General features: G+C 61.6%; 16 protein-coding genes. 7 read left to right on the top strand and 9 right to left on the bottom strand.

All coding sequences use genetic code 11. The features are described 5' to 3' along the window. Positions 1 to 34: 34 nt before the first annotated feature. The 5 genes from L0U82_RS33595 to L0U82_RS33615 form a co-directional block, all read right to left on the bottom strand. Positions 35 to 865, bottom strand: a complete 831-nt coding sequence (locus tag L0U82_RS33595) for a carbohydrate ABC transporter permease (protein WP_233837914.1) — start codon at positions 863 to 865, stop codon at positions 35 to 37. Beyond that, positions 862 to 1,899: a carbohydrate ABC transporter permease gene (locus tag L0U82_RS33600; RefSeq protein ID WP_233837917.1), complete on the bottom strand. Its 1,038-nt coding sequence runs from the start codon at positions 1,897 to 1,899 to the stop codon at positions 862 to 864. Before L0U82_RS33600 ends, L0U82_RS33595 begins: the two co-directional genes overlap by 4 nt. Before the next feature lie 118 nt (positions 1,900 to 2,017). Further along, positions 2,018 to 3,265, bottom strand: coding sequence for an ABC transporter substrate-binding protein (locus L0U82_RS33605; protein ID WP_233837919.1), 1,248 nt, complete (start codon positions 3,263 to 3,265; stop codon positions 2,018 to 2,020). Between the two features lie 202 nt (positions 3,266 to 3,467). After that, positions 3,468 to 4,559 carry a LacI family DNA-binding transcriptional regulator gene (locus L0U82_RS33610; protein ID WP_233837920.1) on the bottom strand — a complete coding sequence of 364 codons (1,092 nt, stop codon included), beginning with the start codon at positions 4,557 to 4,559 and terminating at the stop codon, positions 3,468 to 3,470. 200 nt (positions 4,560 to 4,759) lie between these two features. After that, entirely contained in the window at positions 4,760 to 5,917 is a 1,158-nt protein-coding gene (locus L0U82_RS33615; protein ID WP_233837921.1) for a porin, read from the bottom strand. Between the two features lie 857 nt (positions 5,918 to 6,774). Here L0U82_RS33615 and L0U82_RS33620 point away from each other — a divergent pair. Next, positions 6,775 to 7,068 carry a BON domain-containing protein gene (locus L0U82_RS33620; protein WP_233837925.1) on the top strand — a complete coding sequence of 98 codons (294 nt, stop codon included), beginning with the start codon at positions 6,775 to 6,777 and terminating at the stop codon, positions 7,066 to 7,068. 315 nt (positions 7,069 to 7,383) lie between these two features. Here L0U82_RS33620 and L0U82_RS33625 read toward each other — a convergent pair whose 3' ends face one another. The 3 genes from L0U82_RS33625 to L0U82_RS33635 all read right to left on the bottom strand — a co-directional run bounded on the left by L0U82_RS33625 (position 7,384) and on the right by L0U82_RS33635 (position 9,971). Beyond that, entirely contained in the window at positions 7,384 to 8,949 is a 1,566-nt protein-coding gene (locus L0U82_RS33625) for an alpha/beta hydrolase (RefSeq protein WP_233837927.1), read from the bottom strand. 414 nt (positions 8,950 to 9,363) lie between these two features. Next, the gene (locus L0U82_RS33630; protein WP_233837929.1) at positions 9,364 to 9,582 is read right to left on the bottom strand and encodes a YMGG-like glycine zipper-containing protein; all 219 of its coding nucleotides are present in this window, start codon (positions 9,580 to 9,582) and stop codon (positions 9,364 to 9,366) included. An 11-nt stretch (positions 9,583 to 9,593) separates the two neighbouring features. Then, positions 9,594 to 9,971, bottom strand: a complete 378-nt coding sequence (locus tag L0U82_RS33635) for a hypothetical protein (protein WP_233837931.1) — start codon at positions 9,969 to 9,971, stop codon at positions 9,594 to 9,596. Positions 9,972 to 10,913: 942 nt separating this feature from the next. Here L0U82_RS33635 and L0U82_RS33640 point away from each other — a divergent pair. Then, positions 10,914 to 11,438: a helix-turn-helix transcriptional regulator gene (locus L0U82_RS33640; RefSeq protein ID WP_233837933.1), complete on the top strand. Its 525-nt coding sequence runs from the start codon at positions 10,914 to 10,916 to the stop codon at positions 11,436 to 11,438. A gap of 2 nt (positions 11,439 to 11,440) precedes the next feature. After that, the gene (locus tag L0U82_RS33645; protein ID WP_233837935.1) at positions 11,441 to 12,766 is read left to right on the top strand and encodes a type II toxin-antitoxin system HipA family toxin; all 1,326 of its coding nucleotides are present in this window, start codon (positions 11,441 to 11,443) and stop codon (positions 12,764 to 12,766) included. A 19-nt stretch (positions 12,767 to 12,785) separates the two neighbouring features. Here the strand turns inward: L0U82_RS33645 and L0U82_RS33650 are convergent, their stop codons facing one another. After that, entirely contained in the window at positions 12,786 to 13,472 is a 687-nt protein-coding gene (locus L0U82_RS33650) for a FadR/GntR family transcriptional regulator (protein WP_233837937.1), read from the bottom strand. Positions 13,473 to 13,691: 219 nt separating this feature from the next. On the opposite strand from L0U82_RS33650, the gene L0U82_RS33655 reads away from it, so the two are divergent. The 4 genes from L0U82_RS33655 (at position 13,692) to L0U82_RS33670 (ending at position 18,895) form a co-directional block, all read left to right on the top strand. Beyond that, positions 13,692 to 15,476: a gamma-glutamyltransferase family protein gene (locus L0U82_RS33655; protein ID WP_233837939.1), complete on the top strand. Its 1,785-nt coding sequence runs from the start codon at positions 13,692 to 13,694 to the stop codon at positions 15,474 to 15,476. 114 nt (positions 15,477 to 15,590) lie between these two features. Further along, positions 15,591 to 17,030: an MFS transporter gene (locus tag L0U82_RS33660; RefSeq protein ID WP_233837941.1), complete on the top strand. Its 1,440-nt coding sequence runs from the start codon at positions 15,591 to 15,593 to the stop codon at positions 17,028 to 17,030. Positions 17,031 to 17,057: 27 nt separating this feature from the next. After that, a complete protein-coding gene (locus L0U82_RS33665; RefSeq protein WP_233837943.1) occupies positions 17,058 to 17,621 on the top strand; it encodes a GAF domain-containing protein in 564 nt (187 codons plus the stop codon). After that, a complete protein-coding gene (locus L0U82_RS33670; RefSeq protein ID WP_233837945.1) occupies positions 17,618 to 18,895 on the top strand; it encodes an MFS transporter in 1,278 nt (425 codons plus the stop codon). Before L0U82_RS33665 ends, L0U82_RS33670 begins: the two co-directional genes overlap by 4 nt. Positions 18,896 to 19,035: the final 140 nt, after the last annotated feature.

Here is a 19,035-nt window from a genome sequence, read left to right on the forward strand (position 1 = left end):
CGCCGGCTGATGGCGCGGAATGAATGGAGGAAGATCAGGCCTTGACCGCGCCGGTCGTCAAACCGTCGATCAAACGCCGCGAAGTAAAGGCGAACAGCATCAGCAACGGCAGCACCGCGACCGCGGACCCTGCCATCACCGCGCCCCAATCGGAATTGGTCGGACTCTGCAGAATGCGCAGCGCAAGCGGCAGCGTGTACATCGACGGCGAACGCAGCACGACGAGCGCCGATAGAAAATTGTTCCACGCCTGAATGAAACTGATGAGCCCGAGCGTGCCCAACGCGGGCCCGAGCAGCGGCATCACGATGCTCCAGTAGATGCGGAATTCGCCGCAACCGTCGATGCGCGCCGCCTCGATCAGATCCGCCGGAATCGCCGACGCAACGTACTGGCGCATCAGAAACACCCCGAGCGCGGCAGCTGCGCCCGGCACATACAGTGCGCGCGGCTGATCGATCCAGCCGAGCAGGTTCATCGTCATGAAGGTCGGAATCATGCTGAGGAACGGGGGCACCAGCATCGCCGTCAGCGCGACAGCAAACAGCGTCTTCTTGAAGCGGAATTCGTACATCGCGAATGCGTAACCGGCCATCGACGTGACGAGCAGCGTCAGCACCGTCTGCATCGTTGCGATATAGAAGCTCCAGCCGAGATTGCGCCAGAACGGGATATGCCGCATCAGCGAGGCCATGTTGTCGAGAAACGCGCTGCCGAACCACAGCGGCGGCGGCATCGAAAAGATCTCGGAACTCGTGTGCGTCGCGAACACGAACATGAAGTAGAACGGCGAGAACATCAGCAGCGCGCCCGCCAGCACGATGGCATAGCCGGTATAACGGGCCTTGTTGTTCGACGATTTCATCGCTGTGTCTCCTCGTTCATACCGCTGCGGTGAAAGATGCGCGTGTTGAGCCACATCAGCGCTGAGATCGAAATGAACAGCAACCATGCGATCGAACTCGCGGTACCGAAGTCGCCGTCGTGAAATGCGGTGCGATACATATAAACGGCCGTCGTCAAACCGGACTGGCTCGTGCCCATGCCTTCGTTCGGCAGCAGGATAAACGGCTCTTCGAACAGTTGCAGACCGCCGATGATCGACAGCGTTACCGCGAAGAAGATCATCGGCTTGATCAGTGGAATCGTGATACGCGTGAACTGTTGCCAGCCGTTCGCGCCATCGATGCGCGCGGCTTCGTACAGGTCTTTCGGAATGGTTTGCAGCGCGGACAGATACAGCACGGTATTCCAGCCGACATAGCGCCAGAAGATCACGATCGACACCGCCGGCTTCACGCTCGCGGGCTTATACAGCCATTCGATCGGATGCGCGGGCACGATCCAGTGCAGGCCGGGCAGCTTGCCGATCTCGGCGATCGCCAGATTGATCATGCCGAAGTCGGTCGAATACAGCGACGAGAAGATCAGCGCGATCGCGACGCTCGACGTGATAAATGGCAGGAAGTACAGGCCGACCACGAAATTGCGCCAGCGGCGAAATGCGGTTTGCAGAAAGAATGCGAGCGGCAGTGCAACGAGGTGTTGCGGCACGCCGGACATGATCGCCATCGAAGCGGTGTTGTACAGCGACTTCCAGTACCACGGGTCGGTCAGCGTGAACGTGAAGTTCGACAGCCCGACCCATTTCATGCTCGCCAGTCCCGCCGTCGCGTCCCAACTCTGGAACGACAGATACAGCGAGAACAGCAGCGGAAAGGCAATGAATAGCGCGAACAGCAGAAAAAATGGGCCGAGAAACAGGTACGGCGCGATCTTCACCGTATTGAGGCGCGATCTTCCGCGCGGCGCGGCGAGCGGCGCGAGCGCGTCGTTTGCATTCGCGCTCGCGCCCGCTTTGCGAGCGACCTGTTCGGTGGTGGGCAGCGGAGTATTCATCAAGAGTTCCGTCCAGTCGGGCGTGGCCGGGGTCGGTGACCGGCCACGCTGTTTGCAGCAAACTTCCGGCGCGGCGCGGCCGATGCCACACTGTGCCGCGCCGTTTTCGTCAAACCGCTTAACGGCGCACCCGATGTGAGATCTGATCCTGCGCTTCCTGCAGCGCGGTATGGACGTCTTCGCCACCGTCGACAACCTTGTCGAGCGCCGAGTGGACCGCCTCTTCCGCCACCTGGTCGTACTTGCTGCGCTGGATCGCCGGAATGTGCGACGCGGCATCACGCCAGATCAAACGGGCCTTTTCGTTGCCGAGGAACGCAACCGGTTCGGCGAAGAACGAATCGTTCTGCGCGGCGAGCAGTGCCGGGAACGCGTCGATCGAGCGGAACGAAGCGAGCTGCGTGTCCTGGCGCGTCGTCAGGAACTTGATGAATTCCCACGACATCGGCTTTTGCGTGGCCTTGGCGGGGATCGCGTAGAAGGTGCCGCCGAACGATGCATACGCGTTATTCGGCAGATTGGCCGCGCGCCACAGGCCCTTGGTGTCAGGGGCGATCCACGAGGACAGATGGCCGCCGAGCCACGCGCCCATCATCTGCGTCGCGACGGTGCCGCGCTTGAAGCTCTCGGCCCATTCGTTCGACCACGGCGTGATCTTCGCGTCGAGACCGAGGTCACGCGCTTTCTTCGCAAGCTCGAATGCCTTCACGAAACGCGGCGACGTCACGACCGGATTGCCCGCCTTGTCGAAATAGACGCCATCGCCTTCTTTCAGATCGGCGCGAATGTAGATGTCTTCGATATCGCGCGACGACGCCATCAGGTACGCGCCCGTCGCTTTCTTGATCTTCTGTCCGGCTTCGAGATACGAGTCCCACGACTTCGTCAGATCGGCTTCGGTCACGCCGGCCTTGTCGAGAATATCCTTGCGATAGAACAGCGTGCCCGGGCCGATGTCGGCCGGCATGCCGACGATCGCGCCATCCTGCGTGGTGGCCTGCGCGAACGTGTAGCGAATGAACTCGCTCTTATACTGGCCCGCGTTATACGGCGCTTTCGACAGGTCTTCGAGACCGCCGCCCGCCGCGAAGCGGCCGATAAAGCCGACCTCGACTGCCATCACGTCGGGCAGATCCGAGTTCGTCGCGAGTGCGGTCGTCATCGCGTTGTGGTGGTCGGCGATCGCGAGCGACGACACCTTGATATCGACATCCGGATGCAGCTTCTTCCACGCGGGAAGCGCGTCCTTGATTTCCTGATCCAGTTTCGGAAAGACCGCGACCGTCAACGTCGTGTTGGCGTGCGCGCCGACTGCGGCCAGGCTGAGCAGAACTGCGGCGGCAGAGCCTGAAAAGCGGAATTTCATTACTCGTCTCCTATTTGAACCGTTTGTGTGAGTGGCATTCGATGATTGCCTGTTACTGCTTGCGTGCTTCTCCTGTTGTCTTTGCTGCTGTATCGCTGCTGTTTTCGCTGCTTGTTTCTCTATTGCTATCGATAGAAGGCCACGTTGCTTGCTGATGCTTGCAAGCGCTTTCAAACGCGGTGCAAAAAATGTCCGTCAACCGCTATGCACGTGAATCTCCACGGCTCACCGGCGGCTCGAACCGGCGTGTGGTTTCGCGCGTCACGAGTGTGATCGGAACCCGGCTGAGCGCGATCGGCTGCTTGCGAATCATCTGCACGATGCCGCGCGCGGCGAGCCGACCGATTTCATAGGTCGGCTGACGCACCGTGGTCAAAGGCGGCGTCATATACGATGACGTCGGCAGATCGTCGAAGCCGACCAGCGACACGTCTTCCGGCACACGCACGCCGCGGCGGAACATCGCGAGACGCGCGCCGTAAGCGGTCTGATCGTTCGCGCAGAACACCGCACTGAACGATGAATGGCGCGTCATCAGCCGCTCCATCGCCGCGAGTCCGCCCGTTTCGAGGTAGTCGCCTTGCTCGACCAGATTGGCGTCGAAACCGATACCCGCTTCTTCGAGCGCGATCCGGTAGCCGTCGAGACGCTCGAGCGCATCCTCGTGACTGGCGGGCCCGGCAATGAACGCGATCTCGCGATGGCCCAGATCGAGCAGATGGCGGGTTGCATCGCGCGCACCCTGGCGGTTGTCGAACGGCAAGCCCGCCAGCGTCGCACTGTTTTGCACCGAGCGCCCCAGCACGAGCATCGGCGCGTGCCTCGCGTATTCGGTCAGCGTCGGCTCGTCGAGTTGCGCGTGCAACAGGATGATGCCGTCGACGCGCCGTGCGATGAACTGCTCAAGGCGTGCCTTCTCGTCATCGAGATTCCAGCGGCTGCTCACGAAGATCGGCGTAAAGCCCGGGCCATACAGTGCTTCTTCGATACCGCGCAACCACTCGGCGTAAAACGGACTGGACACGGCCTGCGTCAATACGCCGACCGTTTCGGTCCTGCCGCTTGCGAGGCCGCGCGCGAGCACGTTCGGCCGATAGTTGAACCGCGCGATGGCCTCTTCCACCGCCTGTTGCTTGGCGGGAAGAACACGCGCCGTCCCATTGAGGATGCGCGACACGGTGCTCGGCGAAACGCCGGCAGCACGCGCGATTTCCTCGAGCGTCACGTTGGGCGCATGGGGTACGTTCGGTGCGTTGGATGCGCCGGGTTCTTCGTTGTGGCCGTCGTCGGTCATGGGTTCAGTGTGAATACTTTTTTGCAAGCGCTTTCAAATGCGAATAAGCGCGACGCTGTTCAGATACGACTTTAAAAAGGTGAAAAAGCAGCCGATGCGACGAGGGTGGAGGAAGCGTCGCACCGGCCTCTCTATGAAAGAGATAGAAGCAGTACTTGAAACAAAGAGATCACTACGACTACAGGTCAGACAGATGCAACTTAGAACGTGGTCATGACGCCGGCGAAGACACCGGTCTGGCTGTGGCCATAACTCGGATTGCCGTTCGACGATGCACCGGTGGCCGCGTCGAAGTTGTTGTTGCCGTACGGACCATTGCCGAGGTTCAGGTTCGACGTCGAGCTGTTGTGCACATAGCCCGCTTCCGTGTATAGGAACGTGCGCTTCGACAGCGCGTACGTCGCGGCGAGCGTGAACAGCGTCGCGTTACCGTTGCCGTTGTTCGCGTTCGCGTGATAAACCGCGCCCGTCAATGCCGTGGCATCGGTGGCCTGCCATGCAACGCCGAGCCACTCGTGATTCACCGACGTCGGTGCGCTGACGCCGAGCGGCTGCGATGCATTGGTTACGCCCATGCTCGTGTTGGTCGCGTCAGGCGCGCTCAGGTGCTGGTAGCCCGCGTAGAACTTCACCGGACCGATCACATACGTGCCGCCAGCGAGAATCGAGCGGGACGCCGAATAGACGTTGTTGAACGAACCGTCGGCGCCGCGCACTTCGTCGTAAATCACGCGGAAGTCACCGCTGCCGAACGTGTAAATGCCTTCGATCGCATTCGTACGGCCCTGGCCGGTCGGCACACCTTGCGCATTGACGGGCGCCGAGTTCCAGCTCGTGTTGTTGGTCAACGCATACTGGCCTTTGATGACGAGGCCGCCGAGCAGCACCGGCGTGTTGTACTCCGCGCCGTTGCTTGCGCTTGCCCAGTTACGGCCGCGCACCAGCGTCGAGATTGCGTAGCGCTGCATCAACTGCGGGTCCGTGCCCCAGCTGTCCTGCGACAGTTCGCCCGCGCCGAGGTTACCCATCTTGAACAGACCGTAGTGGTCGTTGGTGAAACCAACCGTCGCATGGCGGCCAAACAGATTGCCTGCCGATGCGCCGGTCTGCGTATTGAGCTGACCTTCCAACTGGAAAATCGCCTTCGTGCCGCCGCCGAGATCTTCCGCGCCTTCGAGGCCGAACCACGAACAGCCCCAATTGCCGCTCTGCGCAGCCCACGCGTTCTTGTTACCCGGCAAGCCGGTTTCAAACTGGAAGCCGTTATCGATACGGCCGTACAGCGTGACGCTGCTCTGCGCATTCGCTACCGTCGACATCGCTGCCATGATCGACAGGGCAAGAACTTTTTTCCTCATTAGATTTCCTATATATATTTAGGCGTCTCCAAGCCGCGCAGGATGCATGCGTTCTCTCTACACATTCCCCGCTCTCGCTGAAATGCCGGCTTCACATTTCGAGGCGATTATAGGAATGGCCCTCGCGTCACGTATTCAACTTTCGGCTCAGGGAAAACGCTGTTACCGATAACAGTTGCGCGCGATTTGAAGCCGATGTAGCACCCCGCTTCGTGACCATCACGCGATGGTCACTTGCCTGGCAAATCGGTTTGAGTCCATGCACGGAAAAAGTGGGTACGCGTCGCGCGAAGCATCGCGCTGGGCTTGCGGAGGCGGGCAAGAGCCGCGGAATGCCGATCCGGGCGGTGTTGAATGTTGTGAAGATGCAACGACGCGCGTGCGTCGCACCGGCGGATTTATCAGGGCGACGGGCACCGCCGCCGTCGGCAGGCGCGCAAATTAGCGACTATCATCAACGAGTGATGCCGGGCAAAGAGCCGGGTCCGGGTTGGATCGAACACCGGGCGCGGGTCTGTCATCAAGGCATTCGATGGATTTGCGTGCTTCAGGCGCAATGACTCGGGTGCAATGCTTCGTGCAGACCCGGGTCTCCGGCTCCAGCTGTTCCCCCGCCACGCCGCGCGCGCGACGTCCCGCTCGAACACTGCACACCAACACACATTCTTCGGACGACAGGCCGCACGCGAGTGCTCGCCGTCCGAGCGGCCCAAGCCTCGACACACGATTGCCGCGCATAGCAGTGCGGGCAATGAAAAGAGGATTGGGTCCGATGCACTTCCACGGTCTCGCATGGAGTCGAGCCGGAAGACCTGCTGCCGGCGTGAGCCGGCGCATCTGCGTATCAAGGAGGTACCGTGAAAACAGTTATTGCTTCCACACTGGCGTTGCTGGTGTCCAGCACCATCGTGCCGGCCGTTTATGCCGACACCAGTTCGAACGCGACCGACCAGCAAATCGCCAGTCATGTCCGGTCCAATGCTGCGCGCAACGGCGTGAGTCTTTCGCACGTATTTGTGTTCTCCCGATCGGGCGCTGTCACGTTGATCGGATGGGTGCCTGAGCGAGGGCAAGTCGCATTGGCCGAACGCAGCGCGAATGCGGTCGATGGCGTGACGTCGGTGAATAACCTGCTTTCTCGCGGACGCTAGGATCGACCGACATTGCCGCGTGGATCAAGTGTGAAGCAGGCCGCGCGTTGAAGGTCTCCGGCGTTTGCCGTCCCGTCAGTCTGGCTTGAATGACTGACATTCTGTTTCGCGCCCACAGCGGCGCGCATGTGTTGTGTGGCCTCGATCAGAAAGCGCTTTCACGATGCTCGCGCAATCGCGCGAGCCCGGATCGTGTTAACTGCCGTCATCTTCAAGCCGAAAAAAAGCCCGCACCGATATGTGCGGGCTTTGTCGCGAAGCGAAGCGGGCGACGATACAGCCGCCGCTCCGGATGCCAATCAAAACATCAAGCGCTCAAGGCTCGTCGGACCCAACCTGTTCGAGTGCATTCAAATCATCGCCGAAATTATCAGGCTGCCCATCAGCAGTTTGATGCGTGCGCTTCGGCGTCTTGACGACCGGCTGCGGCATCTTGCCGATACCTTCATCGATACGTTGCAGCAGATAGGGGAAAAACGGATTCGACGCGATACGGAACATCGAATCGAGCGTCAGAATCAACGTGCCACGCTCGCCGCGCGGCGCGAGCGTGCCGAGGTTCTCGTTGAAGTTCTCCGAGTCGTCCGGCGCGATGCCGTACAGCGCATCGGTAATCGGAAACGGAATCGCAACGTGCGACAACGAGAAAATATCCTGCGGGTAGTCGATATCCAACGGCTTCACGCGCGTTTCAGTTTCATCGGCATAGACGCTGCGCTCGACCGTATGAGCGGTGTCCGGCGACGCATTGGCGATGACTGTCGTGCGATAGTTCTGCGGACCGATGCGCAGCAGCCGTGACAGCGCCGTGTACGACGCAACGCGCAGGAAGGTCCTGAAGCGCACGCTGCGGTTCACATCGAACAGCACGACTTCGCTGCCGTTGTCGGGCAGTTTGTCATAGAGCGACGACATCACCGCGGGTGTGCTGACCGTAAAATCGGTCACGGACTGGAACGTCAGAATAGGCGGCAACGTATCGAGCCGGTTCTCGCGTTCGAGTCTCGCGATCTGTTCCTGAATGACGCTCGTCAGCAGATACGATTGCCGTGCGCCATTCACCGGGAACGAGTTGTATTTGAACGGATTGAATTCCGGCACGATACCGAGCCACGCGGCGCGCGCGAACGCCGGCAACACCGCGGGCAATCCGGCGAGACCCGCAAAGCGCGCGTAACGCGTGACGCCGATCATCGGCGAAATCAGTATCACGCGAGTCGGGCGCGTGAGCGCCGGGTTCTCGACCGCATCCAGCGCATATTGCAGCGCCAACGCGCCGCCATTCGAAAAGCCGACCAGTTCGAGCGGCTTGTCCGGGCCGATTCGCCGGCGCGCTTCGCGCACCGCGAGCCGCGTAGCCGCGGTCCACTCCTGCCAGTGAACGTCGGAGAGACCCGCCGGCACCGTACCGTGCCCCGGCAAGCGGATGCCGATCGCGACAAAGCCGCGGTCGCGGTAACGACGCGCGATATGCCGCAGACTGTATGGCGAATCCGTCATCCCATGCAGCAGCACCACCGCACCGACGGGCGGCCCCGAAGGTTCGAGAATGTATGAGTGGTTCCAGTTGTCGGCGAAATGCGCGGGGTAGATCGGCGAGCCTTCGTAGTACCGGTTGGCCGGAATGCGCTCGGACGGCTTTATCTTTTCGACGACATTGACGCGCACGTCTTCGAAGATCCGGTTCTCTGCCTTCATGTAGGCATTCCAGTCGCCGGTGTTCATTTCCTCGACGGTCATCTCGCGCGGCACATAGGTATGCCAGACCGACAGAGCCGGCCCACGTTGCGAGTACCACGCACGCAATCCAAATGCGAGTATCGCTAGCAGGACCAAAACCGATACGCTTATCTTTATTACCTTCAGCGACGTGCGTAGCATTCGAGTTCTCTGGTGAAGGTTGCAGCGAGCGCAAGCTGCTGTATGCGTGATGCGCTCACGCCGTCGGCGCGACGGCGTTCCGGTCTGGATATCCTAAGTGCTTTTAATCATCCGTTCAAACTCTATAGCCAAAGCGCGCGGTATGTCGTCGACCGCGCCTGGCTTACGGACAGATGACTTGCGTGAAAACCCGGAGGATGTTGACGATCAACGCGCTAACTGATCAGCCGGATGCGCTCCGTGATTTGACATTTGACGCGGGGAATCAGCGCCAAGGAATTCTTGAAACGGCCGATGGCTATCGCGACGGTTCGCGCTTGCGGCGATGAGCCGTGCAGCAGACCGGAAAACGATCGAGGCCGAAGCGGAATCGTGCCCGCTCCGGCCTCATGTACTTCATCTACTCACAGGCAATTATTGACGGCCGCGGATATTGCCCGCCACCCCGCCCGCCGCGCCGCCGATGATCGCGCCGGTCCAGGCATCGCCGCCCGAGATTGCCGCGATACCCGCGCCTGCGCCCGCGCCGATCGCCGCACCGCTCATCGTGCCTTGCGCCTGCGGGCTCATATCGGTACAGCCGGCCATGATCACAAAGGCGCCAATGATTACGATCCATCCAAGTCGTTTCATGATCGTCCTCCTTACTGGTTGTTCTTCAGGCCGGGCACGACCATCTGAAACCAGAGGGTCTCGATCACCGGATGCTGGATCATCGTGGGATTGGCGGCGTAATACCGGTCGAGACCGGTGCGCACGCCGTCGAGCGTCTGGCCCTGCATACCTTTGCCGAAGCGTTGCGCGATGTCATTGTTGTTCGCCATATTGCCGGCATACGCGCGCTCGATATCGAGCAGATTGGAGATACCGACGAGGTACGCCTTCTTCGCTTCATCCGACGACTGCACCCACTGTTGGCCGGTGACGATTGGAATGCTTTCCGCGCGCGCGACATTGCTCATCATTGCGAGCGACAGGAAAGTCGCGGATATCAGCGTTCGCCATTGTGGTTTGATTGCCATCACATACTCCAGGGAAGTTATGTTCTCCAGCGGCTTGCCGCAGAGCCGCAACCGGCAGCCTTGATCGGGATCTTTTGAAGATGATGTGTGTCTCGTCGAATCTCCTTTCAGGTTCACCGGTCGGTATGATTCGTCAATTCGAGTTCTAACAGGTACTGGACATCTGAATGACGGAAAAACTCACGACAGATTGGAGTGGTTGACAAACGTGACATTTCGGCTTGACGAGGTGTGCCGTGCCGGCTTCGCTGCATCGGACACCGTATAGAGTCTACAGCGTTTTGAGTAATTTCCAAGCTCATTTCAGTGCAATGCAGCGAGCCGTGACATTGTGTCTAAGTATGATTCGCATATACACGGAATGCAGCGCAATGCGAATAAACACCACATTCTTTTGGGTGGATTCCCAAGCATCGAGAACATTGCACGTGCGTCGTGTCATTTCTATTGAAGTCCGTGAAATTCGCACTAATTCACAGCAGTTGACATTTGAACTATTCGACTGCTGTCCATTTCTTTTTCTAATGCCGATAGTACATAACGATTCTGGAACAGGTACGACTTCATATCTGCTATCCAATATAACTACCGATGGGACCCACTGCTTTGCGCGAACTGGATTGGCAGCGCGAAGTGATTAGGCAGCCTGGAGTGTGACGAGCGCGCGCGTGTTGAATCTTGCTGCGCAAACCGTCCGTTCTTGCGATGGCCGATTACGCCTGGCAGCAACTCGCGTGGCTGCGTAGCAGCGTCGGGCAAGCTTGAAATCGCAGACGGTTAGTTGCGCGATGACGAACGATCCACCACGGGGTGTCGCACGCGAAAGACATCGACATCCATTAACAGCCTGTAGCTTGTTTTTCGCAAATACAGAGTATAGACTGTATCTAGCATTTACAGGCTTTGGCCTGTAGCCGCGTTGCGCCGAACCGGAGATCGACCGTGGACTACCCCATCAAAACGCTGAACCAGCTGAGGCCGATCCTGCAGGGCTTCAGAAAAGCCGCGGGGCTCACGCAAGCCGCGATGGCCGCGCATCTGGGCGTGACCCAGCAGACCTATGCGCAACTCGAGGCCAATCCGGCCACGGTCAGCGTCGAGCGGCTGTTCAAGGTTCTGCAGATATTGCAGGTCGATATGAAACTTGCACAGGGCGACGCGGCAACAGGCGGTGTCATCGAGGAAACGGCGCCGCCAGCAGCGGAACGTCCGCCCGCGCGCCGACCCGCCAGAAAAGTGCCGGCAGCCGCAGCCAGCAGCGGCACGGCGCGCGCAAATCCCACCGCCCGCAACCCGCAAAGCTCGCCAGGAAAAACCGCACACACCACGCATGCGGTAAAGCAACTTGCCGGAACAGCCACACCCGAGGTCCGAGGCAAGAACGGCAAAAATGCGCCTAGGCCAGCACGCACTACCACGAAAACCGCCGCTCCCAAGGTCACCGGCAAAAAGCGGGAGGACTGGTAAGCATGGCGCGCGGCACACCAAATCGCCTGAATCTGTGGATGAACGGTCTGCCCGTCGGTCATTGGGAAACGACGCGCGGCGGCGAACGGCTCACCTATCTGGACGAATGGATCGGCGATCCGCAAGGGCGTCCGCTGTCGCTATCGCTGCCCTTTACGCCGGGCAATCAGCCGTATCGCGGCCAGATCGTCGCCGACTATTTCGACAATCTGCTGCCCGATAGCGAACCGATCCGGCGCCGCATCGCCGCGCGCTACCGAACCGGCAGCACCGCGCCCTTCGCGTTGCTCGCCGCGCTCGGCCGCGACTGCGTCGGCGCATTGCAGATGCTGCCGCCCGACGAAGAACCCGTCGACCTCACCGGCATCCACGGGCGCGAACTCAGCGAAGCGGAGATTGCCGCGTTGCTGCGCGGCGCGACATCGGCGGCGCCCCTCGGTCAGCACGACCCGTTGGAAGACCTGCGGCTGTCGATCGCCGGTGCGCAGGAGAAAACCGCGCTGCTGCGCGACCGCAACCGCTGGCTGCTACCCGAAGGCAGCACGCCGACCACGCATATCTTCAAGCTGCCACTCGGGCTTGTCGGCAACATGCGTGCCGATATGCGCACGTCGGTGGAAAACGAATGGCTGTGCTCGCAGATCGTCGCGGCTTATGGGCTGTCCGTCGCGCGTTGCGAAATCGCGCGCTTCGACGATCAGAAGGCGTTGATCGTCGAACGCTTCGATCGCCGGCGCTCCAGCGACGCGACATGGATCGTGCGGCTGCCGCAGGAAGATATGTGTCAGGCGACCGGCATGTCGGCGCTGCATAAATACGAGTCCGACGGCGGCCCGGGCATCGACGCGATCATGCAGATACTCGCCGGGTCCGCGCGCGCGGCCCCGGACCGGCGCAACTTCTTCGTGACGCAGATGATTTTCTGGCTACTCGCCGCGACCGATGGCCATGCGAAGAACTTCAGCATCGCGCACTTGCCAGGCAACCAGTACGAAGCCACGCCGCTTTACGACGTGCTGTCCGCGCATCCGATCATCGGTTCCGGCGCGGGCCGGCTGGCGGCACAAAAGGTCAAACTCGCGATGGCGGTGCGCGCCAAAAACGTCCACTATCTGCTCGATCAGATCCAGCGGCGACATTGGATCGCGCAAGGACAACGTGTCGGACTGCCGCCCGCCGACGTCGACGCGATGATCGACGACTTGACCGGGCGCACGGATGCGGTGATCGACGCAGTATCGTCGCAACTGCCCGACGACTTCCCGATGGACGTCGCCGACGCGGTGTTCAACGGCATGCGCCGGCTGAACCGAAAGCTGGCGCGGTAGCGATCACGATAGCGATCGCTCAAACACTACTAACGTGGCGCGCCACCAACTCGTCCGCCTTGGCCGACGCGCGCCACTGCACACTCAGCAGATGCTCGCGCATGCAGCGCGCCGCCGCTTCGGCATCGCGCGCTTTCAACGCGTTGACGACGGCCTGATGCTGCTGCGCGAAAAACTGCCGCGTATCCTGCGCGACGGTTTTCTCGCGAACCTCCGGTTTCACCCGCATGCCGTTGATGACCTCCATCAGCGCGATCAGCGCCGGATTACGCGTGGCCTGCCCGATCAGCAGGTGAAACCGGTGGTCCCACTGCTGCCATTCGTCATCGTTCTTCGCGGCGGCATTCTTGCGCGCGCACTTCTCCAGTTCCTGCAGATCGTCGCCACTCGCCTTCGTCGCCGCGAGCGCCGCCAGCGCCGGCTCGAATAGCAGCCGCATCTCGGCGATATCCGCCGGGCTGGTGCCCGCGCGCAAACCCCGCAGCGACGGCGCGAACTTCAGCGGCCGCGCACCCAGATAGGTGCCCCGACCGACGCCGCGCCATACGCGGCCCGACGCCTCCAGCGACGCCAGCGCCGCGCGCAACTCGCGGCGGCTCACGCCCAGTTCTTCGGCGAGCGTTCGCTCGGGCGGCAGCGCATCGCCATCTTTCAGTTGATGCCGTCCGACGTAGTCGAGCAGCGCATCCAATACCGCTTTTGCCATCTGTTTCACCGAACCAATGCGTATTGGTCTCAACGATATCAGACTCATCGCCAATGAACCAAGCACCACCGCGAGTTTTTTTCTTCGGCTATACTGGGTTGCATGTTTCGGGTTAACACTGGGTGCAACCCGCTCTTGTAAGCCTTACGCTTTCGTTTTCACCGCGCGAACCATTTCATATTGGTTCGGCTATTCGCCCGCTGTCGCAAGGAGTCGTACATGTCGTTTACAACCCGCCCGGAACTGATCGGCACATTCGGCATGGTCGCCTCCACGCACTGGCTAGCCAGCGCGTCGGCCATGGCCGTCCTCGAAAAAGGCGGTAATGCTTTCGATGCCGCCGCTGCCGCCGGTTTCGTGCTGCAAATCGTCGAGCCGCATCTGAATGGCCCCGGCGGCGAGTTGCCGGTGGTGTTCTACAGCGCGCGCGAAGACCGGGTGCGGGTACTATGCGGCCAGGGCGTGACGCCCGCCACGATGACCATCGAACGGATGCGCAAGCTCGGGCTCGACGTCGTGCCGGGCACCGGCCTGCTGCCCGCGGTCGTACCGGGCGCGTTCGGCGGCTGGATGACGATGCTGCGCGACTACGGTCAGTTGCAGCTCGAAGACGTACTCAGCTACGCGATCGGCTACGCGGAAAACGGCTATCCGGTGCTGCCGCGCATGGCCTCGTCGATCCTCGCGATCCAGGACTTTTTCCGCACCGAATGGACGAGCTCCGCCGAACAATGGCTGCGCAACGGCGAAGCGCCGAAGCCGAACCACCTGTTCGCCAATCCGGCGATCGCCGAAACCTACAAGCGCATCCTGCGCGAAGCGAATACCCGCAGCGACCGCGCCGAACAATGCGAGCGCGCGCGCGACGTGTTTTATCGCGGCTTCGTCGCCGATGCGATCGATCAATACTTCCGCTCCACCGCGGTGCTCGATACGTCCGGCCAGCGCAACCACGGCCTGCTCGACGCCGGCGATCTGGCGCGCTGGGAGCCGACCTACGAAGACCCGGTGTCGTACGACTACGCGGGCCTGCGCGTGCACAAGACCGGGCCGTGGGGCCAGGGACCGATGTTCCTGCAACAGCTCGCGCTGCTGAAGGGTTTCGACCTGTCCGCGATGGATCCGCTCGGACCCGATTTCGTCCACACGGTCATCGAATGCTCGAAGCTCGCGTTTGCCGATCGCGAAGTGTTCTACGGCGACCCGGCGTTTTCGCACGTGCCGATGGACGTGCTGCTCAGCGACGCGTACAACGACGACCGCCGCAAGCTGATCGATCCGCATCACGCGTCGTTCGAATTCCGTCCGGGTCTGCTCGGCGACAGCGCTCAGCGCGCCGCGCGCATCATCGCGAATGCCGGCCGCGAACAGGCGGGTGGCTTCGGCCAGGGCGAACCGACGTTCGCGCCGCTGCCCGAATTGCGCGGCGACACCGTGCATCTCGACGTCGTCGACCGCTGGGGCAACATGGTGTCGGCCACGCCGTCCGGCGGCTGGCTGCAGGCATCGCCGGCGGTGCCCGGTCTCGGCTTCAACGTCACCACGCGCGCGCAGATGTTCTGGATGGAAGAAGGTCTGCCGTCGTCGCTCGGCCCGGGGCGCCGTCCGCGCACCACGCTGTCGCCCACGCTCGTCACGCGCGACGGCAAGCCATACGCCGCCTTCGGCACGCCGGGCGGCGACCAGCAGGATCAATGGTCGCTGCAGCTGTTCCTCAAGCACATCCATGGCGGCATGAACTTCCAGGCCGCCGCCGATGCCCCGTCGTTCCAGACCGCGCACTTCCCCGGCTCGTTCTATCCGCGCGCGATGCAGCTCGGCAAGATGTCCGCCGAAGCACGCTTCCCGGACAGCACGCTCGCCGAATTGCGCGCGCGCGGCCACGATCTGACCGTCGCCGAACCGTGGGCACTGGGCCGCGTGTGTGCGGTCGGCATCCGCAACGGCCTGATGCGCGGCGCGGCCACGCCGCGTCAGATGCAGGCCTACGCGATCGGGCGATAAGCCCGGCCTGGGACGTCATTTACCAGTAAGTCACCAGATCAGCCGCCGCTGGCGGCGCAAACACAATACGAAGCGCGCCTCGATCGGCGCGCCATTTTTCAGGGAGAAGTTGCCGTGTCCGCCGTTGCCGCCCGTCTAGAAAGACTGCCAATATCAAGCTTCCATCGCAGACTGCTGCTGATCGGCGGGTTGGGATATATGTTCGACGGACTCGATTCGTCGTCGCTTGCATTCCTGCTGCCGGTCGTCAGCAAGCTGTGGCAGTTGACGAGCGCCGAAACCGGCCTCGTCGCGAGTAGTACCTATATCGGCTACTTCTTCGGCGCGTTCCTGTCCGGCGTACTCGCCGACGTGATCGGCCGCCGCCGCATCATGATGAGTGCGCTCGCGATCTATTGCGTCGCGTCGCTCGCGAGCGCCACCGCTCAGGACTGGCATACGTTCTTTGCGCTGCGCGTGGTGGCCGGTTTCGGTTCCGGCGCGGAGACCGTGGTGATCGCGCCGTTCCTCGCCGAATTCGTGCCGCGCCGCTATCGCGGCATGTTCTGCGGCGCGCTGGTCGGCTTCATGTCGTTCGGCTATCTGAGCTCGTCGATTCTCGGCTTCGCGGTGGTTCGCAACTATGTCGACGGCTGGCGTTATCTCGCGGTCATCACGTCGCTGCCGGTCGTAATGCTGCTGTGGTGGCGCAGAACGCTGCCGGAATCGCCGCGCTGGCTCGAAAGCCAGGGGCGTGAGGCCGAAGCGGACAGCATCGTCAGCAAGATCGAAGCGTGGTTCGCCGCGAAAGGCATTGCGCTTGCACCGGTGAGCGCGGTAAATCCGACGGGCGCCACCGCCGCACCCACCCCGGCATCGGCACCGGCGAAGGCCGGCGGCAGCGCGTGGCGCAACGTGGTGGCGCTGTGGTCGCCGCGGCTTGCGCGTACCACCGCGGTCAGCTGGCTGATGTGGTTCTCGGTCGCTTTCGCGTATTACTCGTTCTTCTCGTGGATCCCGAGTCTGCTCGTCAAGGAAGGCCTGACGATCACGAAAAGCTTCGGTTATTCGATTGCGATTTACGGCGCGCAGATTCCCGGCTATTTCTCGGCGGCATGGCTCAACGAAAAGATCGGCCGCAAGGCGGTGGTCGCTTCGTACATGACGCTCGGCGGCATCGCGGCCATCACGCTGGCGTTTTCGCACACCGGCCTTCAGATCATGGCCGCGGGCATCGCGTTGTCGTTCTTCATGAACGGCGCGTTCGCGGGTGTCTATGCGTACACGCCGGAAGTGTTCCCGACCGCCGTTCGTACCACCGGCACCGGTTCGTCGTCGTCGTTCGGCCGCATCGGCTCGGTCAGCGCGCCGATTCTGGTCGGCCTCGTTTATCCGATGCTCGGCTTCCTCGGCGTGTTCGGGATGACCACGGCGGTGCTGCTGATCGGCGCCTGCGTGGTGTTCTTCCTCGGCATCGAAACGCGCAACCGTTCGCTCGAAGATATCGAAACGAGCGAACTCGCGCCGGCCCACAACGTTGCGGGCCGCCTCGATTCCACCCAGATGCATGGCTGATAGCACCCGCGCTTTTCCACACACTTTATGCAAACGATGCAAAGCAATCTGAGCGAGCCCGCGATGCCCGACACGCAAGCGCTAACCATTGCAGACCTCGAACGTCTCGCGATGGCGATCCGGCTGAAAGACCAGCCGCACGAAATTTTCCGCGCGGTTCACGCGGTAGCGGCGCAAACGATCGGCTTCAGCCTGCTCACGATCATGTCTTACGACGCGGAGCGCCATGAAGTGGAGCGCGTCTATACGAACATGCCGGAGGTTTATCCGCTCGGCGGCCGCAAGAAAAAGCAGGGCACCGCGTGGGCGAAACAGATTCTGCAGGACCTCAAGCCGTTTCGCGCCGCCACCTCGCAAGGCATTCGCGACGCGTTCGACGATCACGCGGTGATGACCGGCATGGGCCTCGGCTCGATACTGAACATTCCGATCGCCTACGACGGCGTGTGCGTCGGCACGATGAACCTGACCCACAAGGAAGGCTGGTACACGAGCGACCATGAAACCATGGGCCTTTTGATCGGCGCCTTCCTGGCCCCCGCTCTTCTGAAGCAGAATATGAAATTCTCTGCCGACGCCGCTCATTCATGAAAACACAAGCCGATCTTCCCCACTATCAGGCACCGATCCAGCCCGCCGTCGCGCAAGGCCGCTGGATCCTCGTCTTCCTGCTCGGCTATCTCGCACTGATCGCCGACGGCGCCGACGTGATGATGTACGGCCTCACGCTGTCGCGCATCAAGGACGATTTCGGCCTCACCAATGTCGAAGCCGGCGCGCTCGGCAGTCTGACGTTGCTCGGCATGGCGATCGGCGGCATTGTCGGCGGCTGGGCGAGCGACCGCCTCGGCCGCGTGCGCGTCGTCGCATGGGCGCTCGCGCTGTTTTCGCTCGGCGCGGGGATGCTCGGCTTCTCGCACAGCTTCCTGGAATTCGCGGTGGTGCGCTTCATCAGTTCGCTGGGTATCGGCTGCATGATTCTCGTCACGACGCTCGTCGCCGAATACGTGCCGACCGAGCGGCGCTCGCTGATTCTCGGCATGCTGCAGACCGGCATCTCGGCGGGCTATATCGTCGTGCTCATGCTCAGCAACTGGATCCTGCCGCACTACGGCTGGCGCACGCTGTACTACGTGTCGGCCGTGCCGGTGCTGCTCGCGATCGCGATCAAATTCGCGGTGCCCGAACCGGCGTCGTGGCTCGCGACCCGCGCTGCCGCGCGCGAGGGCAAAAACAACGGCAACGATAAAACGCAACAGCGCGACGAGAATCGTTATGCGCGAATCTTCCGTGACCCCCAGGCACGCGCGATGTTCATTCTGTGGACCCTCGCGTCGGTCTTCGTGCTGTCGGGCTTTTACGGACTGAATAACTGGCTGCCGACGTACCTCGAAAAAGAACTGCACATCAAGTTCAGCTCGCTGACCGGCTATATGATCGGCACCTACGTGGTCGCGTTTATCGGCAAGATCTTTGCAGGCTGGCTCGGCGACCGCTGGAGCCGGCGCGGCGTGTATGTGCTCGGTTGCGTCGGCGCGGCGCTGTTCCTGCCGGTGATCATCTTCTTTCACACGCGCGAGAACATTTCCACGCTGATGCTGGTCTTCGGCTTTCTGTATGGCGTGCCGCTCGGCACGATCGGCACCTTCATGTCGGAGAGCTTCGCGACATCGGTGCGCGGTACCGCGGTGGGCGGCTCGTATAACCTCGGCCGTTTCTGTTCGGGCGCGGCGCCGATCGTCATCGGCTTCATCGCCACGCAGTTCTCGATCGGCCTCGGCTTTCTGGTGGTCGGCGCGGTGTTCTTCCTGAGCGGCGTTTGCGCGATCTTCATTCCGGACCGGCTATACGACACGCAGCAGTAAGCGCTTGAATCGACGTAAGCCACGCGTTGCCGCGACATCGGATCGCGGCAACGAATCGAATGGCCCGGGTTTCGCGGGTCTGGCTCAGTTGCTAATTCCCCACGAATAACCCGGGTATCGGGCAGCCAATGTGCGCAAGC

This window comes from Paraburkholderia sp. ZP32-5 (assembly GCF_021390495.1).
GTDB lineage: Bacteria > Pseudomonadota > Gammaproteobacteria > Burkholderiales > Burkholderiaceae > Paraburkholderia.

Bases quoted from the DNA above. Each gene is read 5' to 3' on its own strand.
- L0U82_RS33595 (WP_233837914.1), bottom strand. From the start codon at position 865: ATGAAATCGTCGAACAACAAGGCCCGTTATACCGGCTATGCCATCGTG.
- L0U82_RS33600 (WP_233837917.1), bottom strand. From the start codon at position 1,899: ATGAATACTCCGCTGCCCACCACCGAACAGGTCGCTCGCAAAGCGGGC.
- L0U82_RS33605 (WP_233837919.1), bottom strand. From the start codon at position 3,265: ATGAAATTCCGCTTTTCAGGCTCTGCCGCCGCAGTTCTGCTCAGCCTG.
- L0U82_RS33610 (WP_233837920.1), bottom strand. From the start codon at position 4,559: ATGACCGACGACGGCCACAACGAAGAACCCGGCGCATCCAACGCACCG.
- L0U82_RS33615 (WP_233837921.1), bottom strand. From the start codon at position 5,917: ATGAGGAAAAAAGTTCTTGCCCTGTCGATCATGGCAGCGATGTCGACG.
- L0U82_RS33625 (WP_233837927.1), bottom strand. From the start codon at position 8,949: ATGCTACGCACGTCGCTGAAGGTAATAAAGATAAGCGTATCGGTTTTG.
- L0U82_RS33630 (WP_233837929.1), bottom strand. From the start codon at position 9,582: ATGAAACGACTTGGATGGATCGTAATCATTGGCGCCTTTGTGATCATG.
- L0U82_RS33635 (WP_233837931.1), bottom strand. From the start codon at position 9,971: ATGGCAATCAAACCACAATGGCGAACGCTGATATCCGCGACTTTCCTG.
- L0U82_RS33645 (WP_233837935.1), top strand. From the start codon at position 11,441: ATGGCGCGCGGCACACCAAATCGCCTGAATCTGTGGATGAACGGTCTG.
- L0U82_RS33650 (WP_233837937.1), bottom strand. From the start codon at position 13,472: ATGGCAAAAGCGGTATTGGATGCGCTGCTCGACTACGTCGGACGGCAT.
- L0U82_RS33655 (WP_233837939.1), top strand. From the start codon at position 13,692: ATGTCGTTTACAACCCGCCCGGAACTGATCGGCACATTCGGCATGGTC.
- L0U82_RS33665 (WP_233837943.1), top strand. From the start codon at position 17,058: ATGCAAACGATGCAAAGCAATCTGAGCGAGCCCGCGATGCCCGACACG.
- L0U82_RS33670 (WP_233837945.1), top strand. From the start codon at position 17,618: ATGAAAACACAAGCCGATCTTCCCCACTATCAGGCACCGATCCAGCCC.